This is a genomic window from Streptomyces sp. NPDC041129 (assembly GCF_055592265.1).
On record NZ_JBVIYV010000005.1, the window covers coordinates 420,394 to 443,272 of the forward strand.

Annotated in this window: 21 protein-coding genes; 11 read left to right on the forward strand and 10 right to left on the reverse strand. The window is 73.2% G+C overall.

The annotated features are described in order from the left end of the window. The first annotated feature begins 112 nt into the window (after positions 1-112). The gene (gene ftsH, locus ACZ6B1_RS19845) at positions 113-2,152 is read left to right on the forward strand and encodes an ATP-dependent zinc metalloprotease FtsH (RefSeq protein ID WP_365121166.1); all 2,040 of its coding nucleotides are present in this window, start codon (positions 113-115) and stop codon (positions 2,150-2,152) included. A gap of 132 nt (positions 2,153-2,284) precedes the next feature. Continuing rightward, a complete protein-coding gene (folE, locus tag ACZ6B1_RS19850; protein ID WP_468780033.1) occupies positions 2,285-2,890 on the forward strand; it encodes a GTP cyclohydrolase I FolE in 606 nt (201 codons plus the stop codon). A gap of 60 nt (positions 2,891-2,950) precedes the next feature. Here the strand turns inward: folE and ACZ6B1_RS19855 are convergent, their stop codons facing one another. The 6 genes from ACZ6B1_RS19855 to ACZ6B1_RS19880 all read right to left on the reverse strand — a co-directional run bounded on the left by ACZ6B1_RS19855 (position 2,951) and on the right by ACZ6B1_RS19880 (position 8,074). Continuing rightward, positions 2,951-3,439 carry a DUF3180 domain-containing protein gene (locus ACZ6B1_RS19855; protein ID WP_468780035.1) on the reverse strand — a complete coding sequence of 163 codons (489 nt, stop codon included), beginning with the start codon at positions 3,437-3,439 and terminating at the stop codon, positions 2,951-2,953. A gap of 57 nt (positions 3,440-3,496) precedes the next feature. After that, positions 3,497-4,108 carry a 2-amino-4-hydroxy-6-hydroxymethyldihydropteridine diphosphokinase gene (gene folK, locus ACZ6B1_RS19860; RefSeq protein WP_468780037.1) on the reverse strand — a complete coding sequence of 204 codons (612 nt, stop codon included), beginning with the start codon at positions 4,106-4,108 and terminating at the stop codon, positions 3,497-3,499. Continuing rightward, on the reverse strand, positions 4,105-4,464 hold the full coding sequence (gene folB / locus ACZ6B1_RS19865; protein WP_381808755.1) for a dihydroneopterin aldolase: 360 nt from the start codon (positions 4,462-4,464) through the stop codon (positions 4,105-4,107). The genes folK and folB overlap by 4 nt, the downstream gene beginning before the upstream one ends. A 246-nt stretch (positions 4,465-4,710) precedes the next feature. Further along, positions 4,711-5,250, reverse strand: coding sequence for a nuclear transport factor 2 family protein (locus ACZ6B1_RS19870; RefSeq protein WP_468780039.1), 540 nt, complete (start codon positions 5,248-5,250; stop codon positions 4,711-4,713). Then, complete coding sequence (gene folP, locus ACZ6B1_RS19875; protein WP_468780041.1) at positions 5,247-6,161, reverse strand: dihydropteroate synthase; 915 nt, start codon at positions 6,159-6,161, stop codon at positions 5,247-5,249. The genes ACZ6B1_RS19870 and folP overlap by 4 nt, the downstream gene beginning before the upstream one ends. Before the next feature lie 98 nt (positions 6,162-6,259). After that, positions 6,260-8,074: a phosphatidylglycerol lysyltransferase domain-containing protein gene (locus tag ACZ6B1_RS19880; protein WP_468780043.1), complete on the reverse strand. Its 1,815-nt coding sequence runs from the start codon at positions 8,072-8,074 to the stop codon at positions 6,260-6,262. Between the two features lie 226 nt (positions 8,075-8,300). Here ACZ6B1_RS19880 and ACZ6B1_RS19885 point away from each other — a divergent pair, with 226 nt between their 5' ends. Together ACZ6B1_RS19885 and ACZ6B1_RS19890 are read left to right on the forward strand one after the other, a co-directional pair. Continuing rightward, positions 8,301-9,428 (forward strand): alpha/beta hydrolase, encoded by a 1,128-nt coding sequence (locus ACZ6B1_RS19885; RefSeq protein WP_468780045.1) that lies wholly within the window; start codon positions 8,301-8,303, stop codon positions 9,426-9,428. A gap of 95 nt (positions 9,429-9,523) precedes the next feature. Then, positions 9,524-10,849, forward strand: coding sequence for a hypothetical protein (locus tag ACZ6B1_RS19890; RefSeq protein WP_468780047.1), 1,326 nt, complete (start codon positions 9,524-9,526; stop codon positions 10,847-10,849). 84 nt (positions 10,850-10,933) lie between these two features. Here ACZ6B1_RS19890 and ACZ6B1_RS19895 read toward each other — a convergent pair whose 3' ends face one another. Both ACZ6B1_RS19895 and ACZ6B1_RS19900 read right to left on the reverse strand, forming a co-directional pair. Further along, positions 10,934-12,259 (reverse strand): PH domain-containing protein, encoded by a 1,326-nt coding sequence (locus tag ACZ6B1_RS19895; protein ID WP_468780049.1) that lies wholly within the window; start codon positions 12,257-12,259, stop codon positions 10,934-10,936. Then, positions 12,256-12,759: a PH domain-containing protein gene (locus ACZ6B1_RS19900; protein ID WP_468780051.1), complete on the reverse strand. Its 504-nt coding sequence runs from the start codon at positions 12,757-12,759 to the stop codon at positions 12,256-12,258. The genes ACZ6B1_RS19895 and ACZ6B1_RS19900 overlap by 4 nt, the downstream gene beginning before the upstream one ends. 31 nt (positions 12,760-12,790) lie before the next feature. Between ACZ6B1_RS19900 and ACZ6B1_RS19905 the strand changes: the two genes are divergently transcribed. After that, entirely contained in the window at positions 12,791-13,939 is a 1,149-nt protein-coding gene (locus tag ACZ6B1_RS19905; RefSeq protein ID WP_468780053.1) for an NADH-quinone oxidoreductase subunit D, read from the forward strand. Between the two features lie 21 nt (positions 13,940-13,960). Here ACZ6B1_RS19905 and ACZ6B1_RS19910 read toward each other — a convergent pair whose 3' ends face one another. After that, complete coding sequence (locus ACZ6B1_RS19910; RefSeq protein WP_468780055.1) at positions 13,961-14,980, reverse strand: SAM-dependent methyltransferase; 1,020 nt, start codon at positions 14,978-14,980, stop codon at positions 13,961-13,963. Positions 14,981-15,098: 118 nt separating this feature from the next. Here ACZ6B1_RS19910 and ACZ6B1_RS19915 point away from each other — a divergent pair, with 118 nt between their 5' ends. From ACZ6B1_RS19915 to ACZ6B1_RS19925, 3 genes are all read left to right on the forward strand, one after another. Then, positions 15,099-16,304, forward strand: coding sequence for a sensor histidine kinase (locus tag ACZ6B1_RS19915; RefSeq protein ID WP_468780057.1), 1,206 nt, complete (start codon positions 15,099-15,101; stop codon positions 16,302-16,304). Between the two features lie 107 nt (positions 16,305-16,411). Then, a complete protein-coding gene (locus tag ACZ6B1_RS19920; RefSeq protein WP_468780059.1) occupies positions 16,412-17,083 on the forward strand; it encodes a response regulator in 672 nt (223 codons plus the stop codon). A gap of 58 nt (positions 17,084-17,141) precedes the next feature. Next, positions 17,142-17,774, forward strand: coding sequence for an AAA family ATPase (locus ACZ6B1_RS19925; RefSeq protein WP_468780061.1), 633 nt, complete (start codon positions 17,142-17,144; stop codon positions 17,772-17,774). A gap of 31 nt (positions 17,775-17,805) precedes the next feature. Here the strand turns inward: ACZ6B1_RS19925 and ACZ6B1_RS19930 are convergent, their stop codons facing one another. Next, positions 17,806-18,978: a threonine aldolase family protein gene (locus tag ACZ6B1_RS19930; RefSeq protein ID WP_468780063.1), complete on the reverse strand. Its 1,173-nt coding sequence runs from the start codon at positions 18,976-18,978 to the stop codon at positions 17,806-17,808. 172 nt (positions 18,979-19,150) lie between these two features. Between ACZ6B1_RS19930 and ACZ6B1_RS19935 the strand changes: the two genes are divergently transcribed. Genes ACZ6B1_RS19935 through ACZ6B1_RS19945 form a run of 3 tightly spaced genes read left to right on the forward strand, consistent with a single transcriptional unit; the run spans position 19,151 to position 22,874 of the window. After that, positions 19,151-20,101, forward strand: a complete 951-nt coding sequence (locus ACZ6B1_RS19935) for a Rossmann-like and DUF2520 domain-containing protein (RefSeq protein WP_468780065.1) — start codon at positions 19,151-19,153, stop codon at positions 20,099-20,101. Continuing rightward, positions 20,101-21,102, forward strand: a complete 1,002-nt coding sequence (gene panC, locus ACZ6B1_RS19940) for a pantoate--beta-alanine ligase (protein WP_468780067.1) — start codon at positions 20,101-20,103, stop codon at positions 21,100-21,102. The genes ACZ6B1_RS19935 and panC overlap by 1 nt, the downstream gene beginning before the upstream one ends. 11 nt (positions 21,103-21,113) lie before the next feature. Next, positions 21,114-22,874: an L-aspartate oxidase gene (locus ACZ6B1_RS19945; protein ID WP_468780149.1), complete on the forward strand. Its 1,761-nt coding sequence runs from the start codon at positions 21,114-21,116 to the stop codon at positions 22,872-22,874. Positions 22,875-22,879: the final 5 nt, after the last annotated feature.

Genomic DNA, 22,879 nt, shown 5'->3' on the forward strand with positions numbered 1-22,879 from the left:
CCGTCGATGCCGCTCCGTGCGGCTTCGGACAACAATGCTGGGGTACCGTCAGAAGAACTGTCTTATCAAACTCACTATGGCAGGAGGGACGGGGCGACACCGCTCCGTATGGATGGACGTGAAGCGATACTTCCGTGGGCCGGTCATGTGGATCGTGCTGGCCGTCCTTGCCGTGGTCGTGTTGATGCAGGTCGTCGGCTCGTCCGGCGGCTACAAGACGGTGGACACCGGCCAGGTCGTGGCGGCGATCAACGACAACAGGGTCCAGTCGGCCAAGCTCACCACCGGTGACGAGCAGACCGTCAAGGTCGAGCTCAAGGATGGTCAGAAGGTCGACGGCAGCTCCAAGATCCAGGCGAGCTACATCGGCGACCAGGGCGTGACCATCGCCAGCACGCTGCAGAGCAAGTACCAGGAAAAGCAGATCCCGGACGGCTACACGGTCTCGCCGTCCAAGCAGAACCCGTTCCTCGGCGTCCTGCTCTCCCTGCTGCCCTTCGTCCTCATCGTGGTCGTCTTCCTGTTCCTGATGAATCAGATGCAGGGCGGCGGCTCCCGGGTCATGAACTTCGGCAAGTCCAAGGCCAAGCTCATCACCAAGGACACCCCGAAGACGACGTTCACCGACGTCGCCGGATGTGACGAGGCCGTCGAGGAACTCCACGAGATCAAGGAGTTCCTGCAGGAGCCGGCCAAGTTCCAGGCCGTCGGTGCCAAGATCCCCAAGGGCGTGCTGCTGTACGGCCGCCCTGGTACCGGCAAGACCCTGCTCGCCCGCGCCGTGGCCGGCGAGGCCGGGGTTCCCTTCTACTCGATCTCCGGTTCCGACTTCGTCGAGATGTTCGTCGGTGTCGGTGCCTCCCGGGTCCGCGACCTGTTCGAGCAGGCCAAGGCCAACGCTCCGGCGATCGTCTTCGTCGACGAGATCGACGCGGTCGGCCGCCACCGCGGCGCCGGCCTCGGCGGTGGACACGACGAGCGCGAGCAGACGCTGAACCAGCTGCTCGTCGAGATGGACGGCTTCGACGTCAAGGGTGGCGTCATCCTCATCGCCGCCACCAACCGGCCCGACATCCTCGACCCGGCCCTCCTGCGTCCCGGCCGTTTCGACCGGCAGATCGCCGTCGACCCGCCGGACCTGCAGGGCCGCATGGAGATCCTCAAGGTCCACCAGAAGGGCAAGCCGGTCGCGCCCGACGTCGACCTGGCCGCCGTCGCCCGCCGGACCCCCGGCATGACCGGCGCCGACCTCGCCAACGTGCTGAACGAGGCAGCCCTGCTCACCGCCCGCGGTGACCAGAAGCTGATCGACAACAAGGCGCTGGACGAGGCGATCGACCGGGTGGTCGCGGGCCCGCAGAAGCGGACCCGGATCATGTCGGACAAGGAGAAGAAGATCACCGCGTACCACGAGGGCGGTCACGCCCTGGTCGCGGCGGCCTCACCGAACTCCGACCCGGTCCACAAGATCACCATCCTGTCCCGGGGGCGCGCCCTCGGCTACACGATGGTGCTCCCGGACGAGGACAAGTACTCCACCACCCGCAACGAGATGCTCGACCAGCTCGCCTACATGCTGGGCGGCCGCGCGGCGGAGGAACTGGTCTTCCACGACCCGACCACCGGCGCCGCCAACGACATCGAGAAGGCCACCAACCTGGCCCGCGCGATGGTCACGCAGTACGGCATGACCGAGCGGCTCGGCGCGATCAAGTTCGGCGGGGACAACAGCGAGCCCTTCCTCGGACGTGAGATGGCTCACCAGCGCGACTACTCGGAAGAGGTCGCCGCGCTGGTGGACGAAGAGGTCAAGAAGCTCATCGAGACCGCTCACAACGAGGCCTGGGAGATCCTGGTCGAGAACCGCGACGTGCTCGACAACCTCGTCCTGGCCCTCCTCGAGAAGGAGACCCTGGGCAAGGAGGAGATCGCCGAGGTCTTCGCCACGATCCACAAGCGCCCGCCGCGGCCCGCCTGGACCGGCTCCTCCCGCCGCACCCCCTCCACCCGCCCGCCGGTGCTCTCCCCCAAGGAGCTGGCACTGACCAACGGCGCGAACGGTGCGACGGCGGCCATCAGCACGGCCAAGTCCACGGCCTCGGACACCGCCCCGGTGACCGAGCAGACCCCGGAGGACCGCCCCGAGAGCTGATCGTTCCGGCCGACGGGCCGGAATGAATGCCGCACCCCCCAGGTTCTAGCCTGGGGGGTGCGGCATTTTCGTATGCCCGCGGACAGCTCGCGTGGGCCGCACGCGTGACAGGCACAGGAACGAGGAACCCAGATGACCGACCCCGTGACGCTGGACGGCGAGGGCCGTGTCGGCGAGTTCGACGAGAAGCGCGCCGAGAACGCCGTTCGGGAGCTGCTGATCGCGGTCGGTGAGGACCCGGACCGTGAGGGCCTCAGGGAGACCCCGGCGCGGGTGGCGCGGGCGTACCGGGAGATCTTCGCCGGCCTGTGGCAGGAGCCCGAGGACGTCCTGACGACGACGTTCGACCTGGGACACGACGAGATGGTCCTCGTGAAGGACATCGAGGTGTACAGCACCTGTGAACATCATCTTGTCCCCTTCAGGGGTGTTGCCCACGTCGGCTACATTCCGTCTGTTTCCGGCAAGATCACCGGGCTGTCCAAGCTCGCTCGCCTCGTGGACGTCTACGCGCGCCGCCCGCAGGTGCAGGAACGGCTCACCACGCAGATCGCGGACTCCCTCATGGAGATACTCGAACCCCGCGGAGTCATCGTGGTCATCGAGTGCGAGCACATGTGCATGTCGATGCGCGGCATCCGCAAGCCGGGGGCGAAGACGCTCACCTCGGCGGTGCGCGGCCAGCTCCGGGACGCGGCGACGCGGAACGAGGCGATGAGCCTCATCATGGCGCGCTGACACCGCCGAAGGGCCGGTAGGACTCCCAGGACTCCTGAGGGCTTCCCCCGGGGCCGGCGGTCAGGCCACCGGCTCCGCGCCCGTGTGGTTCTGGTCGTCGTCCTCGGGGAGTTTGCAGACCCGTTCGAGGAACATGGCCGACGCTATGACGGCGATGCCGGCCAGGACCGAGAGGCCGGCGTAGATGGCCTGGTCGCGGCGGGCCGGGATGTCGAGGAGCTCCAGGAGGAAGACGCCCGTGCCGCCGTACATGCCGGCGACGAGGGCGGCCACGAGAGCGCTGGCCTGGCCGAAGACGACCGCCCGGGCGGCCATCAGGGGGTCGACCCCCTTCGCGCCGGGACGGCGCTCGCGCTGGGCCTTGAAGCGGGCGCGCAGCGAGAGCGCGGTGGCGAGCAGGACCACGGCGATCAGGGCGAGGACGACGGGGGCGGCCAGGGGGACACTGGGCAGGGTCCCGATCGAGTTCCAGAGGCGGGCGCCCGCCCAGGACAGGACTCCGGCCACGACGAACACGCCGGCCAGCACCCTGATGCGCAGCTGTTTCACGGTGTCCCTTCAGCTCCCCCGGACCGTCCCGGAATGTGGTCGTCTTGACCTTAACGACTACTCGGGCAGTCGGAGTTCCAGGTCCGCGCGTGCTTCTACGCCGTGGCGGGTGACGTCCGACAGCAGGTCGGCCACCGGGCCCAGGCCGGGGAGCTGTGCCTGCGGGTCGACGTCGTGCCAGGGCGCGAGCACGAAGGCGCGTTCGTGGGCTCGTGGGTGGGGGAGGGTCAGCCGCGGGTCGTCGGAGGTGACGTCGGCGTAGGCGACGATGTCGACGTCCAGGGTGCGTGGTCCCCAGTGCTCGTCGCGGACCCGGTGGAAGGCCTCCTCGACGGCGTGGGCCCGCTCCAGCAGGGAGGACGGGGGCAGCGTGGTCTTGAGGACCACGACCGCGTTGAAGTAGGAGGGCTGCGAGCCCGGTTCGACGCCCCACGGTTCCGTCTCGTAGACCGGGGAGACGGCCTTCACGCGGACGCCGGGGGTGTCCTCGAGGGCGTCGACGGCGCCCTGGAGGGTCTCCAGGCGGTTGCCGAGGTTGGAGCCGATCGAGATCACGGCCCGTTTGGGGTTGCTCAGCGTGGTGTCGGCGGCGTCGACCTGCTCGACGACCGCGGCGGGCACCGGCTGGACGGTGGGGTCGCTGTGACCCTGGGTGAAAGGTCGGGTCATACTCGGCTCCGGGTGATCGTGACGGTCACGTCGTCGAAGGGCACGGTGATCGGGGCGTCCGGCTTGTGGACGCAGACCTCGACCTCCTGGACCCCTTCGTGCTTCAGGCAGGTCTGGGCGATCCGCTCGGCGAGGGTCTCGATGAGGTTCACCGGTTCACCCTCGACGACGGCCACGACCTCCTCGGCGACGATGCCGTAGTGCACGGTCTTCGTCAGGTCGTCGTCGGCGGCGGCCGGCCGGGTGTCCAGGCCGAGGACGAGGTCGACGAGGAAGGTCTGGCCCTCCTCGCGTTCCTTGGGGAACACGCCGTGGTGCCCGCGGGCCCTCAGGCCGCGCAGCGCGACACGATCCACGCGAATCACTCCTGCAATCGTCGGAAACGACCGGGCGGTGCCACGTGCGGACGGCACACCGGCCTGGGACGAATCTACCTGCGGGCACTGACAGATCCCGGGCACCGGGGCACGGGCCGGGCCGGACCCGGAGGTTTCATCACGTGTTCTCCCTGGGGAACCCGGCCACGTCATGGGCTGGTAGCCGCTCCTACCCCAGGTTCGTGATTCCAACCACTTCTCGGCTCCCCCGGCGCGTGTGGCCGTTCAGAGCAGGGGTCCATCGTCCGGATTCACGCCATTCACCCCTTCTTGGCCGTTCTCGTCCTCCTCGTCGCTCTCGGTCAGTACGGGGGAGGCGTGGTGCGACCAGAGCTTCCATCCGGTGGGGGTGCGGCGGAAGACGTTGGTGGCGACGACGAGCTGGCCGAGGAGGGGGCCGAGCTCGGCCCCCTCCTCGGGGGCCGGGCCGCCGCTGAGGATGTTCTCGGTGCAGGTCACCAGGGCGGTGTCCCCGGTGACCGAGACGTGCACGTCGGTGAGGAAGAACTGGATGTAGTCGGTGTTCGCCATGATCAGCGCGTACGACCTCAGGACCTCGGCGCGGCCGGTGAGCACCGGCCAGCCGGGGTGGACGCAGGAGACCACGCCGGTGTCGGCCGGGTCGTGGTACTCCTCGTCGACGCCCAGGTCGGCGGGCACGAGCCAGAGGGAGGACAGCTCCTCGAAGTCTCCGCGCTCCATCGCCTCGTAGAAGGCGGTGTTGGCGGCCTCCACCTGCTCGACGTCGGTGTGGGGGGCGCTCACCGGGTTCCTTCCGCCCCGTGCTCGCCGTCCGCGCCGCGCGCGGACCGTTCCGCGCGCGCTCCCTCCACGGCGCGCGCGACCCGCACCGCGTCCGCGCTGGCGTGCACCTCGTGCACGCGTACCGCCCAGGCGCCTGCCTGTGCGGCGAGCGCGGAGACGGCGGCCGTGGCGGCGTCGCGTTCCCGGGCCGGTGGCGGAGCCCCCTGCGGGCCGGCGAGGACGCGGCCGAGGAACCGCTTGCGGGAGGCGGCGACGAGCAGCGGGTGGCCGAGGGCGCGCAGACTGTCGAGGTGGGCGAGGAGGGCGAGATCGTGCTCGGCCTCCTTGGAAAAGCCGAGACCGGGGTCGACGACGATGCGGTCGGGGGCGATGCCGCCCGCCAGTACGGCCTCCACACGTGCGCGCAGTTCGTCCACGACCTCGGCGACGACGTCCTCGTAGTCGCCCTGGACGTTGCCGCCCTCGAGGAAACCGCGCCAGTGCATGACGACGAAGGGCGCGCCGGTGGCGGCGACCACGGAGATCATCGCGGGGTCGGCAAGGCCGCCGCTGACGTCGTTGACGAGGGCGGCGCCGGCGGCGAGGGACTGTTCGGCGACACGCGCGCGCATGGTGTCGACGGAGACGACGACGCCCTCGGAGGCGAGGCCGCGGACGACGGGGATGACGCGCCTGAGTTCCTCGGCCTCGTCGACACGGGTGGCGCCCGGGCGGGTGGACTCGCCGCCGACGTCGACCAGGTCCGCGCCCTGGGCGACCAGCTCGAGACCGTGCTTGACGGCGGCGTTCGTGTCGAACCAGCGGCCGCCGTCGGAAAAGGAGTCGGGGGTCACGTTCACGACTCCCATGACCGCGCACCGGTCCCATGCCGGAAGGCCTGCCACATGGCCGCGCCCGCTGAGGTTGTTCATACCTTCAGCGTAGGCCCAGGGCGGTGCCGTGAACGCGCGGTGGCGCCCGTGCCGGGTGGGGCGCCGCCGCGCGACGTCCGGACCGCCCGCCCGGGCGGCTAGGCCGCCCGGACGTCGCGTTCCACGACCGCGTGCGCGCAGGGACGCTCGACGGCCGGGCCGCGCCGGCGCAGGAACCTCGGCAGCGGCAGGGCGAGGTCGACGAAGCCCTCGGCCTGCATGGCGGCGAAGCCGATGCGGGGCAGGTCGGCCGAGGCGCGGTAGACGACGAAGCGGGGCTCCCAGCGGGGCTGGAACTTGGCGTTGAACTTGTACAGCGACTCGATCTGGAACCAGCGGGAGAGGAAGACCAGCAGCCCGCGCCAGGCGCGCAGCACCGGGCCCGCGCCGATCTTCTCCCCGCGCGCGAGGGCGGAGCGGAACATCGCGAAGTTCAGTGAGACCCGCGTGACGCCGAATTTCGGGGCGGCCTGCAGGGCGGCGACGATCAGCAGTTCGTTCATGCCGGGATCGGCGCTCCGGTCGCGGCGCATGAGGTCCAGCGAGACGCCGTCCTCGCCCCAGGGCACGAAGTGCAGGATCGCCTTCAGGTCGCCGTACTCCCCGGGTTCCTCCTCGGCCTTGTGGGCGGTGGCGATAAGGCAGTCGCCGTCGGCGGCGTCCCCGATGCGGCCGAGCGCCATGGAGAAGCCGCGTTCGGTGTCGGTGCCGCGCCAGTCCTCCGCCGCCCGGCGGATGCGCTCCAGTTCGGCGTCGCCGAGGTCACGGATGCGCCGTACCCGGGTCTCGTAGCCGGCCCGCTCGATGCGCTTGACCATCTGGCGCACATTGCGCATCGCGCGTCCGGCCAGCGAGAAATCCGCCACGTCGACCACCGCCTCGTCGCCCAGCTCCAGGGCGTCGAGGCCGGTCTCGCGGGTCCAGACCTCGCCGCCGGTCTCGGAGCAGCCCATGACGGCGGGCGTCCAGGAGTGGGCCCTCGCCTCGTCCATGAAGCGCTCGATGGCGCCGGGCCAGGCCTCGACGTCGCCGATCGGGTCCCCGCTGGCGAGCATCACGCCGGAGACGACGCGGTAGGTGACGGCCGCCTTGCCGCTGGGGGAGAAGACGACCGCCTTGTCGCGGCGCAGCGCGAAGTGGCCGAGGGAGTCGCGCCGGCCGTGCCGGTGCAGCAGCGCGCGGAGCCTGGCCTCGTCCTCCTCGGTGAGGCGGGCGGCCGGGTGCTCGGGACGGAAGGCCAGGTAGACGGTGGTGGCCGTGGTGAGCCAGCCGAGCGCGCCGAGGGAGAAGGCGACGGTCCACGAGGTGTTGCCGGCGTAGTCCACCGGGCCCTCGAAGCCGAACAGGCCGTACAGGACGTGGGTCAGGCGGTCGGCGAGACTCGGGTCGCCGATCGTCCGGCCCGGGTGGACGCTGACGATGACCAGGCCCAGGGCGAGCGAACCGGCGCTCATGAGGACGAAGTTGGCGAGCGCGCGCCAGCGGCTGCGGGGGTCGGGCAGGGCGGCGAACTCGTCGCGGTGGCGCAGCAGCGGCACCAGCAGCGCCACCGATATGAGCATGCCGATGAGGGAGTGCCGGTAGGCGAACTGGGCCACCGCGCCTGCCGGGAGGAGTGCGACGGCGGCGCGCCACGCCCGGCGCTTGCGCCTCCTGAGCCCGTGCGCGAGCAGCAGCAACAGCACGCCGGCGCTCAGTGAGAGGGCCGCGGCGAAGGGCCCGAAGGAGCCGGGCAGCACCTCGGCCATCGCGTGCATACGGCTGTGGCGGAAGCGCGGGAAGACGCCCGCGGCGATGTCCAGAACGCCCACGACGGCACACGCCCTGGCGACCAGCGTGGGAACGGCCTCGGGGCGCGGGCCGCGCAGGATGCGCCGCGCCCGGCTTGATCGGCTCGGAACCCCGCCCGACATTTCCCCATCTATCCTGACAGACATCGCATCCCGTAGTTCTGCGAGAGACCTTGAATCCGGTGCCGATCGGGCATCCGGCGACATTGCGCCCTCTAGGACGGTGTCTCGGGGAGAGAGGTTCACTCCCCTCCGGAAAGCCGGGTCAAAGGCCGAGGAAAGCCCCGGGCAAGCCTTCGCGACGATGTGTGGGCGGCGCACGGGCGGAAAGCGCAGGCGGAAACAGCCCATGGGTCTCACGAGCAACAAGGTGCTGGTGCTGGCGATCGTGCTCGCCGTGGCTCTGTTCGTCGCCACGGTGTGGCTGTGGCCGCGGCTGGCCCGGCCGAGCTGGCGGTCCGTCAGTGGACGCGTAGGACTGCTCCTCGCCACTCAGCTCGCCCTCTTCGCCTCCCTGGGGATCGGCGCCAACCAGGCCTTCGGCTTCTACGCGGGCTGGGCGGACCTGTTCGGCCGGGAGACCGAACAGGGGGTCGTCGTCGACCACTCCCCGGACGGTGGCCCGGGCGGCCCGCTGCAGGTGCTCTCCACCTCCCCGGTGCCGGGCGTGACGGGTTCCGGGCCGCGGACGGCCGGGCAGATACAGAAGGTCGACATCAGGGGCCGCGGGTCCCGCATCGCCTCACCGGCGTACGTCTACCTGCCCCCCGAGTACTTCCAGCCGCGGTACCGCACGCGTACGTTCCCGGCGGCGGTCGTGCTGACCGGCTACCCCGGCACGGCGCAGGCCCTGGTCGACAAGCTGAACTATCCGCGTACGGCGCAGGAGCTGGCCAAGGACGGGCGGATGCAGCCGATGATCCTGGTGATGCTGCGGCCGACCGTGGCGCCGCCGCGGGACACGGAGTGCGTGGACGTCCCGGGCGGGCCGCGGACGGAGACGTTTTTCGCCAAAGACCTCCCGGAGGCCGTGCTGGCCCACTACCGGGTGGGCAAGCGGCCCGGGAGCTGGGGCGTCATCGGTGACTCCACCGGCGGCTACTGCGCGCTGAAGCTGGCCATGCACCACCCGGACGTGTACGCGGCCGGAGCGGGCCTGTCGCCGTACTACAAGGCGCCGATCGACCCGACGACCGGCGACCTCTTCCACGGCGACCGGAACCTGCGCGACCGCGCCGACCTGTGGTGGCTCCTCAAGCACGCCCCCGCGCCCGACACCTCACTGCTCGTCACCAGCAGCCGGGTCGGCGAGCACAACTACCGCGACACGCTCAGGTTCATAGAGCGGGTGAAGGCCACGAACCGGACCCGGATCTCGTCGATCATCCTGGACAGCGGCGGGCACAACTTCAACACCTGGAGGCGGGAGATCCCGCCGACGCTGCAGTGGATCAGCGGAAGGCTCAGCGACCGCTGACCCTGGTGCCGCCGGGGCCGGCGAAGCTGCCGGTGTGGCCGTGTTTTTACGGAGCGGGGACCCATGATTCGCCTACGCGCGGTAAGTTTCTGGCCATGCCACGTGGACGCCACCGCCATTCCCCACCTCTGCACCGGCTGTTGCCACCGTCGGCGATCGCCGGAGTCTCCGTCGTCTGCGCGCTGGGTCCCTGGGTGTTCTCCGAGGCCACCGTGTTGCGCGTGCTGGCCGCGGCCGCCGCGGCGACCGCCGTCGCGGGCGCCGTCGTGATGCGCCGCTGGGACACCCATGCGGGCAAGCAGGTCGCCGACCTCACGCGCGCGCGTGCCAGCGACGAGTGGCGCTTCGAGGAACGGGTCGCCGAACTGGAGACCGACCTCGACGAGTCGCGGGAGCTGCGCACCAAGCTCGAGCGGCGGCTGCGCGCCAAGCGCGCGGAGCTGGCCGGGCTGCGCAACGAGCACGCCGCCCTGCTGCGCCGCTACGCGACCGCCGAGACCGAGCGGGCGAGCGCCCTGGAGGGGCGCCGGCTGCTGGAGATCGAGGCGGGCGAGCCGTCCGGAGCGCTCGCGCTGCCGCCCGCGCGCAGCGCCGAGCCGGAGACACTCGCCGAGCCCGACGACCCCGAGGCCCTGGGGACCGCCGAGTCGTCGGAGACGGCCGACGAGGAGAAGCCGGAGCCCGGTGCCGTGTTCTCGCCCGAGGGTTCGCGGCTCTACCTGCGGGCCGCGACGGCCCTGTCCCGGTTCGACGCCGAGGCCCCCGTCGAGCCCGACGCCAAGGGTCCCGCCGAGTCCGACGCCGACGCCTTCGCCGAGCCCGGCACCGACGCTCCCGGCAGGCCTGCCGCCGACGCCGGGACCGTGAGGCCCGCCGCCGAGCCGGCGGCCGGGTCCCGGTCCGCCGCAGCCGTGCCGCCCGGGGCGGCCGCCGAAGGAGAGGGCGCCGCGGCCGGCGTGACGGAAGCGGCCGGCGCTCCCCGGAGCGAGGGCGCCGTCCAGGAGGACGAGGCGCAGGGGAAGCCCGGGGCGGCCGGGGAGCACACGCGCCCGGCCGCCACCACGACGGCACCGGCCGAGCCCGCCAAGTCCGCGGCGCAGCAGCCCGCGGGGCACTTCACGGTGCCGACCGCGGTGGCCGTCGTACCGGCCGCGCCCGCCCGGCGCGCCGCGATCGAGGGCGGGTTCGACTTCTTCGGCACCCACAAGCACACCTCGTCCGAGGCGCTGGAGTCCGTGCAGAACGAGGACCTGGCGGACGTCGTCGGTCAGGAGGCGCTCGCGCTGCACAAGGCCGAGGCCGAGGCGGAGTTCAAGACCGCCGACGACCGGGCGCGCGGCGTCGGCCAGGTCATCGACCTGACCGCGCACGACGAGACGGAGCAGATCGACGTCCAGGGGCTGCGCAGCGCGGCCTCCTGAAGCCGTCACGGCGAACCCGCGGGAACGGAAGCCCGGCGTCCCACGAGGGGAGCCGGGCTCCGTCGTACCCGGCGGCCGCCCCGCTCAGGCCATCCAGCGGTCCGGGCGGGCGTCCCGGCGGCCGGTGCGGGAGCGCTCCGCCTGGGCGCGCAGCAGCCGGGCGGCCTCGTCCGCGTCGCGCAGCCGGGCCGTGACGGTCCTGCCGGCCCCGGTGTCCACGTGCACGTCGGCGAGCCGCCACAGCCGCCCCCAGGGCCCCTGGGTGAGCCGTACGCTCTGCACCTTGGCGTGCGGGACCAGGGACAGCCGGCGGCGCAGCAGGCCGTGCCGGGCGGCGAACACCGCGTCCGTGACCGCGAGGCCGTGCCCGCGCCACCACACCGGTACGCACCAGCGGGCCCGTCGCGGGGGCCGGGCCGGCGACGCCGGTACGGTCACGCCGGGCAGCACGCGCGCTATGACCGACTCGGCGACCGCGCGCGGGGCGACCGGTACCAGGACCGAGTTGTCGGATCCGGCCACGTCCAGTTCCACCCGCACCCAGCCCGGCCGCCGCCACAGCAGCGGCTCCACGATGCGCACCGTCTGGACCCGGCCCGGCGGGACCGTCTCGTGCGCGCGGTCGAGCAGCCCGTGGTCGATGCGCAGCCCGTCCGGGGACTCGCCCACCGACCAGTCGTACTCGGCGACGAACCGGCCCGCGCTGCTCGCGCCGGCGGCGCCCAGCAGCGGCAGGGCGGTGGCGAGGACCGTCCACACGCTGTGCGTGGCGAACCACAGCAGGGGCGGTACGACCAGGGCGGCGGCCAGCGAGCCCCAGGTGGCGCCCGTCAGCAGGAGGGAGAGCACCAGCGCGCGCGGCGGCACCCGCAGCAGTTCCCGCGCCGGTGCCTCGCCGACCTCGCGTGCCGTCTCGGGCGCGAAGCCCGCCGCGCGCGCGAGCAGTTCCGCGCGCAGGGCACGCGCCTCCCGCTCGCCCAGGAAGGCGAGTTCGTCCTTCTTGGCGGCGCCGACGACGTCGATGCGGAGCTTGGCCACCCCCGCCACGCGCGCGAGCAGCGGCCGCGTGACGTCGACCGCCTGGATGCGCTCCAGCCGGATGTGCGCGGTGCGCCGGAACAGCAGGCCGGTGCGGATGCGCAGTTCGCCTCCGGTGACCGCGAAGTGCGTGAACCACCAGGACAGGAAGCCGTACAGGCCGGCCGCGGGGACCAGCACGCTGAGCCCTATGAGCAGCATGGTGCCGGTCAATCTCGCCAACTGCTCCTGCGCCGCGTTCGGATCGTGCACGGCCCAGCCGGCGAGCACGGCGACCGGCGCCCAGGCCCGCCGGAACGGCGTGACGGGGTGCAGCCGCCGCTCGGCGACCGGCGGGCGGTCCGGCTCGCCGCCGGGGGCCTGGGCCGTCACAGCCCCGCCGACCGGGCCTCGCCCAGCTCGGTGAGCCGGTCGCGCAGCCGTTCCGCCTCGGCCGGGTCCAGGCCCGGGACGACCGCGTCGGTCGCCGCGGCCGCGGTGTGCAGCTGGACGCTGGCCAGCCCGAAGTACCGCTCCAGGGGACCGGAGGTGACCTCCACGAGCTGCATCCGCCCGTACGGCACCACGGTCTCCTCGCGCCACAGCACGCCGCGGCGGATCAGCAGGTCGTCGGCGCGCTCGGCGTACCGCCATGAGCGCCAGTTGCGGCCCAGCAGCCGCCAGAGCCACGCGGCCAGGGCCAGCGGGAGCAGCGCGAAGGCTCCCCAGGCCGGACCCGCGAGCAGGCCGGGCAGCAGCCCCGCCGCCAGGGCCAGCACGCCCGCCCACACCGCCAGCAGCAGCCGGCGCATGCGCAGCAGCCCGGGCGGCAGCCCCCGCCACACCGGCTCGTCCCCCGCCACCCCGGTCTCCGCCGGGCTCCCCGTCTCCATGGGGCCAGCGTACGTAGGGGAGACTGGGTCCATGACTGCGACGGAGACCACGGTCGGCGTCGGCGGCGCCGCCGAGAGCACCGACATGGTGCTCAACATCGGCCCCCAGCATCCGTCCACGCACGGCGTGCTGCGGCTCAAGCTGGTGCTGGACGGCGAGCGCATCCAGCGCGCGGAGCCGGTGATCGGCTACATGCACCGGGGGGCGGAGAAGCTCTTCGAGGCGCGCGACTACCGGCAGATCATCATGCTCGCCAACCGCCACGACTGGCTGTCGGCGTTCTCCAACGAGCTGGGCGTGGTCCTCGCCGTGGAGCGGATGCTCGGGATGGAGGTCCCCGAGCGCGCGGTGTGGACGCGCACGCTGCTCGCCGAGCTGAACCGGGTGCTGAACCACCTGATGTTCCTCGGGTCGTACCCGCTGGAGCTGGGCGGGATCACGCCGGTGTTCTACGCGTTCCGGGAGCGCGAGGTGCTCCAGAACGTCATGGAGGAGGTCTCCGGCGGGCGCATGCACTACATGTTCAACCGCGTCGGCGGCCTCAAGGAGGACCTGCCGGCCGGGTGGACGGCACGCGCGCGTGCCGCCGTCGCCGCCGTGCGCTCCCGTATGGACGTCTTCGACGACCTGGTGCTCGGCAACGAGATCTTCCGGGGGCGCACGAGGGGCGTGGGCGCACTCTCGCCGGAGGCGGTGCACGCCTACGGCGTCAGCGGGCCCATCGCGCGCGGCTCCGGCGTCGACTTCGACCTGCGCCGTGACGAGCCCTATCTGGCGTACGGCGACCTCCAGGACACCCTGAAGGTCGTCACCCGGGACGAGGGCGACTGCCTGGCCCGCTTCGAGTGCCTGCTGGAGCAGACCCACAACGCGCTGGACCTCGCCGACGCCTGCCTGGACCGGCTGGCCGAGCTGCCGCCGGGGCCGGTCAACCAGCGGCTGCCGAAGGTGCTGAAGGCGCCCGAGGGGCACACGTACGCGTGGACCGAGAACCCGCTCGGCATCAACGGCTACTACCTGGTCAGCAAGGGTGAGAAGACCCCGTACCGGCTGAAGCTGCGCTCGGCGTCGTACAACAACATCCAGGCGCTGACCGAACTGCTGCCGGGGACGCTGGTGGCCGACATGGTGGCGATCCTGGGGTCGATGTTCTTCGTGGTGGGGGACATCGACAAGTAGGGCCCGGGAAGCCGGCGGGGCTCAGTCGAGCGGGTCCGGGGCGCCGACCGGCTGGAGCAGCCAGCCGAAGCCGCCGAGTCCGTCAGCGGCGGTGAGTTCTGCGGCCTCCCCGGCGCTCGCGAGGGCGCGCACATAGGCTGCCGGGTCCGTCGCGGCGAGCGTGAGCGGGGGGCGTGCGCCGGTGAGGCCCAGGGCGTGCAGGGCGTCGCGTTGCGTGAGCAGACGCGCGGGCGGGGACGCCTCCGCGCGTACCGCCGCGCACGCGTCCAGCGCGACATGCGCCGTGATGTCGCAGGAGCCGTCCGGCACGGGCGCCGTCTCGCGGCCTTCCCGGAACCCGGTGAGGGTCCCGAACGGCGGGCGCGCGCCGGCGCCGTGCGCGTAGTCCACGGCCACCGCGAGCCCCCGCTCGACCCGCTCCAACGCGGCAGCCCAGGCGAGGTCCCTGGGCCGTCCGATCTCCGCGCGCAGCCCCTGCTCGGCGGGCAGCGGCCACCACCGGGCCAGCCAGTCCGCGTCCGCCCCCGACACCGGTTCCCCGAGCCGCTCCGTGCCGTCCGCCGTGACGAGGACCAGCCGGGGCACTCCCGCCCGGTCCACCTCGGCTACGTCCACCGGCACGTTGTCCAGCCACTCGTTGGCGAACAGCAGCCCGGTGACCGTGTCCGGGGGCTCGCTCAGCCAGGTGATCCGCTCGTCCAGCCCCGCCGGACGCTCGGCGAGCTCGACGGCGTACCCGCGCGCGCGGGCGGCCACCCCGGCCGGCAGCGCCGCGAGCACGCCGGTGACCAGCTCACCCCGTCCGGCCCCCATGTCGACGAAGTCCAGGGTGCCCGGCCGGCCGAGCGCCTCGTCGACCCGGCACAGCAGCCGGGCCACGGCGCGTGCGAACAGCGGGGAGGCGTGCACCGAGGTACGGAAGTGCCCGGCGGGGCCCTCGGGCCGCCGGTAGAAGCCGCCCGGCCCGTACAGCGCCTCCTGGGCCGCCTGCCGCCACCCGCGTCCCGCAGGCCCGCTGCGGGCCGTCGCCTCGTCCGTCACCGAAACAGACTAGGCGCACAGGTGATCACTTCCTCCACCTTGCGGAGTACGCGTGCCCCGTGGGGATCGGCCCTCCGGTTGACCCGTGCACTCATTTCATTTCCCTACTCTGGGTTACGTGCAGCGCCTCTATGACTTCCTCCGCAGGCACCCGGCATGGGTCGACAGCTTCTGGGCCGTCGTCCTGTTCGGGCTCTCCGGTGTGAGCGTGGTGAGTCTCAGCAGGGCGCCCGGACACCACATGCCGGTCGCCGGGGGGCTGGCGGTGTCCGCCGTGCTGTGCGTCGTCGTGGCGCTGCGCCGCCGTTTCCCCGAGCCGATGCTCCTGCTGGCCCTCGCGACCGGGCTGGCCCAGCTGATCCTGGACATCGAGTCGACCGCCGCCGACTTCGCCATGCTGGTGATCACCTACACGGTCGCGACGATGGGCGCGCGCTGGGCCTCCCGGCTCGCGCTCTCCGTCAGCCTGTTCGCCGCCGCCCTGGCCCAGGTCCGCTGGCCCGCCGAGCACACCGGCGTGCTGGGCCAGCTCGCGATAGCGGTGTTCCAGACGGTGCCGTTCGCCCTGGCCTGGGTGCTCGGCGACTCCATGCGCACCCGCCGCGCCTACTTCGCCCAGCTCGAGGAGCGCGCCGCCCGCCTGGAGCGGGAGCGGGAGGCCCAGTCCAAGGTCGCGGTCGCCGCCGAGCGCGCCCGGATCGCGCGCGAGCTGCACGACGTCGTCGCGCACAACGTGTCGGTGATGGTGGTGCAGGCCGACGGCGCCGCCTACGTCCTCGACGCCGCCCCCGACCAGGCGAAGAAGGCCCTGGAGACCATCTCCTCCACCGGCCGGCAGGCCCTCGCCGAGATGCGCCGCCTGCTGGGCGTGCTGCGCACCGGCGAGCACCAGGAGACGGGGGAGTACGTCCCGCAGCCGGACGTCGACCAGATCGACGACCTCGTCGAGCAGTGCCGCACCTCGGGCCTGCCCGTGGACTTCAAGGTCGAGGGCACCCCGCGCCCGCTGCCCAGCGGCGTGGAGCTGACCGCGTACCGCATCGTGCAGGAGGCGCTCACCAACACCCGCAAGCACGGCGGGCCCAACGCGGGCGCGAGCGTGCGCCTCGTCTACTTCGACGACGGGCTCGGCCTGCTCGTCGAGGACGACGGCAAGGGCGCCCCGCACGAGCTGTACGAGGAGGGCGGCGCCGACGGGCAGGGGCACGGCCTGATCGGCATGCGGGAGCGGGTCGGGATGGTCGGCGGCACCCTGGACGCCGGCCCGCGTCCTGGTGGAGGCTTCCGCATCAGCGTGCTACTGCCGCTCAAACCGGCGCACTGACGCCACCGCACGCCCCCTGTTTTCACCTGTCACGCCCCCGGCGCGACTCCCTGACTGCCCCGCACGACCCCCGCACGACCCCCGATGACGAACGGAAGAGGACCCCGATGACGATCCGCGTGATGCTCGTGGACGACCAGGTGCTGCTGCGCACCGGGTTCCGGATGGTGCTCGCCGCCCAGCCGGACATGGAGGTCGTCGCCGAGGCGGGCGACGGCGTCGAGGCCCTCCAGACGGTCCGCTCCACCGACGTCGACGTGGTCCTGATGGACGTCCGCATGCCGAAGCTGGACGGGGTGGAGGCCACCCGGCGGATCTGCGCCGAGCCCAGCCCGCCGAAGGTGCTGATCCTCACCACGTTCGACCTGGACGAGTACGCCTTCTCCGGGCTGAAGGCGGGCGCCTCCGGCTTCATGCTCAAGGACGTGCCGCCCGGCGAGCTGCTGACGGCCATCCGCGCCGTGCACAGCGGGGACGCGGTGGTGGCGCCCTCCACCACCCGGCGCCTGCTGGACCGGTTCGCGCCGATGCTGCCGTCCGGCGTCGGGGAGCCCCGGCACAAGGAGCTGGAGCGGCTCACCGACCGCGAGCGCGAGGTCATGGTGCTGGTCGCGCAGGGCCTGTCCAATGGGGAGATCGCGGCCCGGCTGGTGCTGTCCGAGGCGACCGTGAAGACCCATGTGGGCCGCATCCTGACCAAGCTCGGCCTGCGCGACCGGGTGCAGGTGGTGGTGCTGGCGTACGAGACCGGACTGGTGCGGGCCGGCGGCCACGGCTGACGGGCGGCCACGGCCGACCGGCCCCGGCGGGCGGGCCGGCGTCGGTAGGGTCGCCGTCATGCTCCTGTGGATCAACGGCCCCTTCGGGGGCGGCAAGACACAGACCGCGTACGAGATCCAGCGCCGCCTGCCCGGCAGCGTCGTCTGCGACCCCGAGCACGTCGGATTCGGCCTCCACCGCATGCTCCCGTCCGCACTGCGCGGCGACTTCCAGGATCTGGCGTCCTGGCGGCAGGGCGTCGTCGAGGTCCTCGACCTGGCCCTCGCCGGGCAGGCGGGCGTGGTCATCGCCCCCATGACGGTGACCGATCCCGGCCACTTCGCCGAGACGGTCGGCCGGCTGCGCGGACTCGGCCACGACGTACGGCACTTCACACTGCTCGCCGAACGCGAGACGGTGCTCAGGAGGTTGCGGGAGCGCCGCTTCGGGCGCCTGCTGCGCCTCGCCGGCGGGAAGGGCGGCGGAGCGGGCGGGGAGACCTGGGCGGTGGGCCGGCTCGACCACTGCCTGCGGCGGTTGCGCGAGCCGGAGTTCGCCGAGCACCTGTGGACGGACCACACCACCGTGCCGAAGACGGCGGACCGCATCGCCGTCCTGGCCGGCCTCACCCTCCGCCCCCATCACGGGGGCCCGGTACGGACCCGGCTCCGGCAGGCCGGCGTGAGCCTGCGGCACATCCGGTTCGACTGAGACCGCTGCCCGCCACCCCCCGGCCCCGCCGCTACGGAGCCGTCGGCAGCCGGGCCGCGAAGTCCGCGACCGCCGCCCGCACGTCGTCCGCCGTCCACTCCAGGCCCGCCGAGCGGAGGGTGACCTCGGTGCGCGCGACGCCGGGCCCGGCCTCCTCCCAGCCGTTCGCGAAGAGCAGCACCGAGGTCTCCTCGCCCTGCCGCACCGCCGCCTCGGCCACCACCTCGGGCCGGTACGGCAGCCAGACCTGGAACTCATGGGTGTGCGGCACCTCGGGGTGGACGCGCGCCCACGGCAGGCCGGCCGCGGCGAACCCCTCGCGCAGCGCCGCCGCGACCACGCGCGCGTGACGCACGTACTCCGGCAGCCGGGGCAGTTCCCGGTCCAGCCCTACGAGCGCCGACAACGCGGTCGGGAACTGCTGGAAGACCATCCCGCCGTACCGGTGCCGCCAGGTCCTCGCCTGTTCGACCAGGGCCCTCGGACCGGCCAGCGCGGCGCCGCCGAAGCCGTCGAGGGACTTGTAGAACGACACGTACACGCTGTCCGCCAGGCCGGCTATCTCGTCCAGGGGCCGGCCGAAGTGGACGGTCGACTCCCACAGGCGCGCGCCGTCGAAGTGCACCACCGCGTCACGTTCCCGGGCCGCCGCCACGACCTCGGTCAGCTCCTCCCACGAGGGCAGCAGGAAACCGGCGTCCCTGAGGGGCAGCTCCAGCATCAGCGCCCCGAAGGGCTCGGGGAAGTCGCGTATCTCCCCGGCGGTGGGCAGCCGGGGCTCGCTGGTCACCCGGACCGGACGCAGACCGGCGACCTGGCTGAGCGCGTGCCGTTCGTGCACCTCGGGGTGGGCCAGGCCGTGCAGGGCGACGGTGGTGTCGCCGGTGCGGGCCGCCCAGCAGCGCAGGGCGACCTGCTGGGCCATCGTGCCGGTCGGGAAGAACGCGGCGGCCTCCGTACCGAGCAGCGCGGCGACCCGCTCCTCCAGGGCGGCCACGACCCCGTCGCCGTAGATGTCCGCCTGTTCGTCCAGGTCGTACACCCCCGGGGCGGCCTCCTGCAGCAGCGCCAGCCGCTCGCGGATCGTGCCCCGCCAGCCCGCGCGCGACAGCACCCGCCGCGCCTGCCGCTGGGCGACCCCGCGCCGCTCGCGCAGCCGCTGTGCCGCCGACCGCTCCCCGCCCTGCTCAGCCGTATCGCTCATGCCGGGGATCATGCCCTGCTCGGCCCCGGCGCGGCAGCCGGATTTCCCGGCGCCCGGGCCGTGGCGAAGCCCACAGCCTGTGGACAACCGGCAGCGCTTCACCGGATAGCGTTAACATGACGAGAAATCGTCCGGTACCCAGAGCGGACTGGAACGGGAAGGCCACCGTCGCGTGAGTACAGTCCACCAGCCAGACCTCAAGGACCGCCCCGCGCGGCTCACCGTAGGCGTGGTCGGCGCCGGACGCGTGGGCCCCGCCCTGGCCGCGTCCCTCCAGCTCGCCGGGCACCGCCCGGTGGCGGTGTCCGGAGTCTCCGACGCCTCCCGCAGACGCGCCGAGACGATGCTCCCGGACGTGCCCCTGGTGGCGCCCGCCGAGGTCCTCCGGCGCGCGGACCTGGTGCTGCTCACCGTCCCCGACGACGCCCTGCCAGGCCTCGTCGCCGGCCTCGCCGAGACCGGCGCCGTACGGCCCGGGCAACTGCTCGTGCACACCTCCGGCCGGTACGGCGCCAAGGTCCTCGACCCCGCCCTGCGCGCGGGTGCGCTGCCGCTGGCGCTGCACCCGGCCATGACCTTCACCGGCACTCCCGTCGACGTCCAGCGCCTGGCGGGCTGCTCCTTCGGGGTCACCGCGCCCGAGGAGCTGCGGCTGGCCGCCGAGGCCCTGGTCATCGAGATGGGCGGCGAGCCCGAGTGGATCAGCGAGGAGAACCGCCCGCTGTACCACGCGGCCCTCGCCCTGGGCGCCAACCACCTGGTGACCCTGGTCGCCCAGTCCATGGAGCTGCTGCGCACGGCCGGTGTCTCCGCCCCCGACCGGATGCTCGGCCCGCTGCTCGGCGCCGCCCTGGACAACGCGCTGCGCTCCGGTGACGCCGCGCTCACCGGCCCCGTGGCGCGCGGGGACGCCGGAACGGTCGCGGCGCACGTCGCCGAGCTGCGCAAGCACTCCCCGCAGGCCGTCGCCGGCTATCTGGCGATGGCCCGCGCGACCGCCGACCGGGCCCTCGCCCACGGCCTGCTGAAGCCGGAGCTCGCCGAGGACCTGCTCGGGGTGCTGGCCGACGGCGGCGGCACCGACGGCACGAACGGGACCAACGGCACCGAGGGGAACGCCTGATGACCACCGCCCTGCTGAGCACCGCCGAAGAGCTGCACGCGCGCGTGCGTCGCGGCCGCCGTGCCGTCGTGATGACCATGGGAGCGCTGCACGAGGGCCACGCCACGCTGATCCGTACCGCGCGCGAGATCGCCGGGCCGGAGGGCGAGGTCGTCGTCACCGTCTTCGTCAACCCGCTGCAGTTCGGCGCCGGCGAGGACCTCGACCGCTACCCGCGCACCCTGGACGCCGACCTGAAGCTCGCCGAACAGGCGGGCGCCGACGCCGTCTTCGCGCCCGCCGTGGACGAGGTCTACCCGGGCGGCGAACCCCAGGTGCGCGTCGCCGCGGGCCCCATGGGCGAGCGTCTGGAGGGTGCCTCGCGGCCCGGGCACTTCGACGGGATGCTCACCGTCGTCGCCAAGCTGCTGCACCTCACCCGCCCCGACGTCGCCCTGTACGGCCAGAAGGACGCCCAGCAACTGGCCCTGATCCGGCGCATGGTGCGCGACCTGAACTTCGGCGTGGAGATCGTCGGCGTACCGACCGTGCGCGAGGAGGACGGGCTCGCCCTGTCCAGCCGCAACCGCTACCTCTCGCCCGCCGAACGCCGCACCGCCCTCGCGCTGTCCCGCGCCCTGTTCGCCGGCCGCGACCGGCACGCCGCACAGGAGGCGCTGCGCGCGCGGGCCCGCGAAGTGCCCTCCACGCACGCGCGTGCGGAGGCGCTGAGCGCCATAGGCGAGTCCCGCGCGGCGGCCGACGCGCACGCGGTCGCCACCGCCGCGCCCGGCGGCCCGGCGGCCGTGCGCGCCGCCGTGCACCAGGTCCTGGATGAGGCCGCGCGCCTCGACCCGCCCCTGAAGCTGGACTACCTCGCCCTGGTCGACCCGTCCGACTTCACCGAGATCGGCGACGGCTTCACCGGTGACGCCGTCCTCGCCGTGGCCGCCCGCGTCGGCGCCACCCGGCTGATCGACAACCTGCCCCTCACCTTCGGATCCCTCGGAGCCGCCTCGTGACCAGCACAGGCATACGCCCGCCCGTCGCCCGCCACCACCCTCAAGCGGGAGCGCTTCGCGCTCGCCCCCGCTTGTACGCGCCCGCACCCGGGTGGAGCATCTCCGCGGACGTGGTCGTCGTCGGCTCCGGAGTGGCCGGGCTGACCGCGGCGCTGCGCTGCGAGGCCGCGGGCCTGACGACCGTCGTCGTCACCAAGGCCCGCCTCGACGACGGCTCCACGCGCTGGGCGCAGGGCGGCATCGCCGCCGCCCTCGGCGAGGGCGACACCCCCGAGCAGCACCTCGGGGACACCCTGGTGGCGGGCGCGGGCCTGTGCGACGAGGAGGCCGTGCGCATCCTCGTCACCGAGGGCCCCGACGCCGTGCGGCGGCTGATCTCCACCGGCGCCCACTTCGACACCGACGACGAGGGCGGCATCGAGCTCACCCGCGAGGGCGGCCACCACCGGCGCCGTATCGCGCACGCGGGCGGCGACGCCACCGGCGCGGAGATCTCCCGGGCCCTGGTGGAGGCGGTACGCGCGCGTGGCCTGCGCACCGTCGAGAACGCGCTCGTGCTCGACCTGCTGACCGACGCCGAGGGCCGCACGGCGGGGGTCACCCTGCACGTGATGGGCGAGGGCCAGCACGACGGCGTGGGCGCGGTGCACGCCCCCGCGGTGGTCCTGGCGACCGGCGGCATGGGCCAGGTGTTCTCCGCGACCACCAACCCCTCGGTGTCGACCGGCGACGGTGTGGCGCTGGCGCTGCGCGCGGGCGCGGAGGTCAGCGATCTGGAGTTCGTGCAGTTCCACCCGACCGTGCTGTTCCTCGGCGCGGACGCCGAGGGCCAGCAGCCGCTGGTCTCCGAGGCGGTGCGCGGCGAGGGCGCCCACCTGGTCGACGGGGACGGCGTGCGCTTCATGGTGGGGCAGCACGAGCTGGCCGAGCTGGCGCCCCGGGACATCGTCGCCAAGGGCATCACGCGCCGCATGCAGGAGCAGGACGCCGAGCACATGTTCCTCGACGCCCGGCACTTCGGCGCCGAGATGTGGGAGCACCGCTTCCCGACCATCCTGGCCGCCTGCCGTGCCAACGGCATCGACCCGGTGACGGAGCCCGTCCCGGTCGCCCCGGCCGCCCACTACGCCTCCGGCGGCGTCCGCACCGACGCCCGGGGCCGTACGACCGTGCCCGGCCTGTACGCGTGCGGCGAGGTCGCCTGCACCGGCGTGCACGGCGCCAACCGCCTCGCCTCCAACTCCCTGCTCGAAGGCCTCGTCTACGCCGAGCGCATCGCCGCCGACATCGCCGGAGTCCGGGCGGGAGGCGGCCTCCCCGCGCGCGAGCCCGCGCGGCTCTCGCACCCCGAGACGCCTGCCCACCCGCTGCTGGCCCCGGAGTCCCGGTTCGCCATTCAGCGGATCATGACCGAGGGCGCCGGCGTGCTCCGCTCGGAGCGGTCGCTCCAGCGGGCCGCGGACCAGCTCCAGCGGCTGCACGGCGAGGCCCGCGACGCCCTGCGGGAGAACGGCAAGACCGCCGAGCCCGGTGTCGACACCTGGGAGGCCACCAACCTCCTGTGCGTGGCCCGGGTGCTGGTCGCCGCCGCCCTGCGGCGCGAGGAGACCCGCGGCTGCCACTGGCGCGAGGACCGCGCCGAGCGCGACGACGCCCACTGGCGGCGCCACATCGTCGTACGGCTCGGTCCGGACCGGTCACTGGCCGTACACACCACGGACACCGCAGACTTCCCCCCTACCCGGCCCGACCAGCGTTCCCAGGAGCAGTGACACAA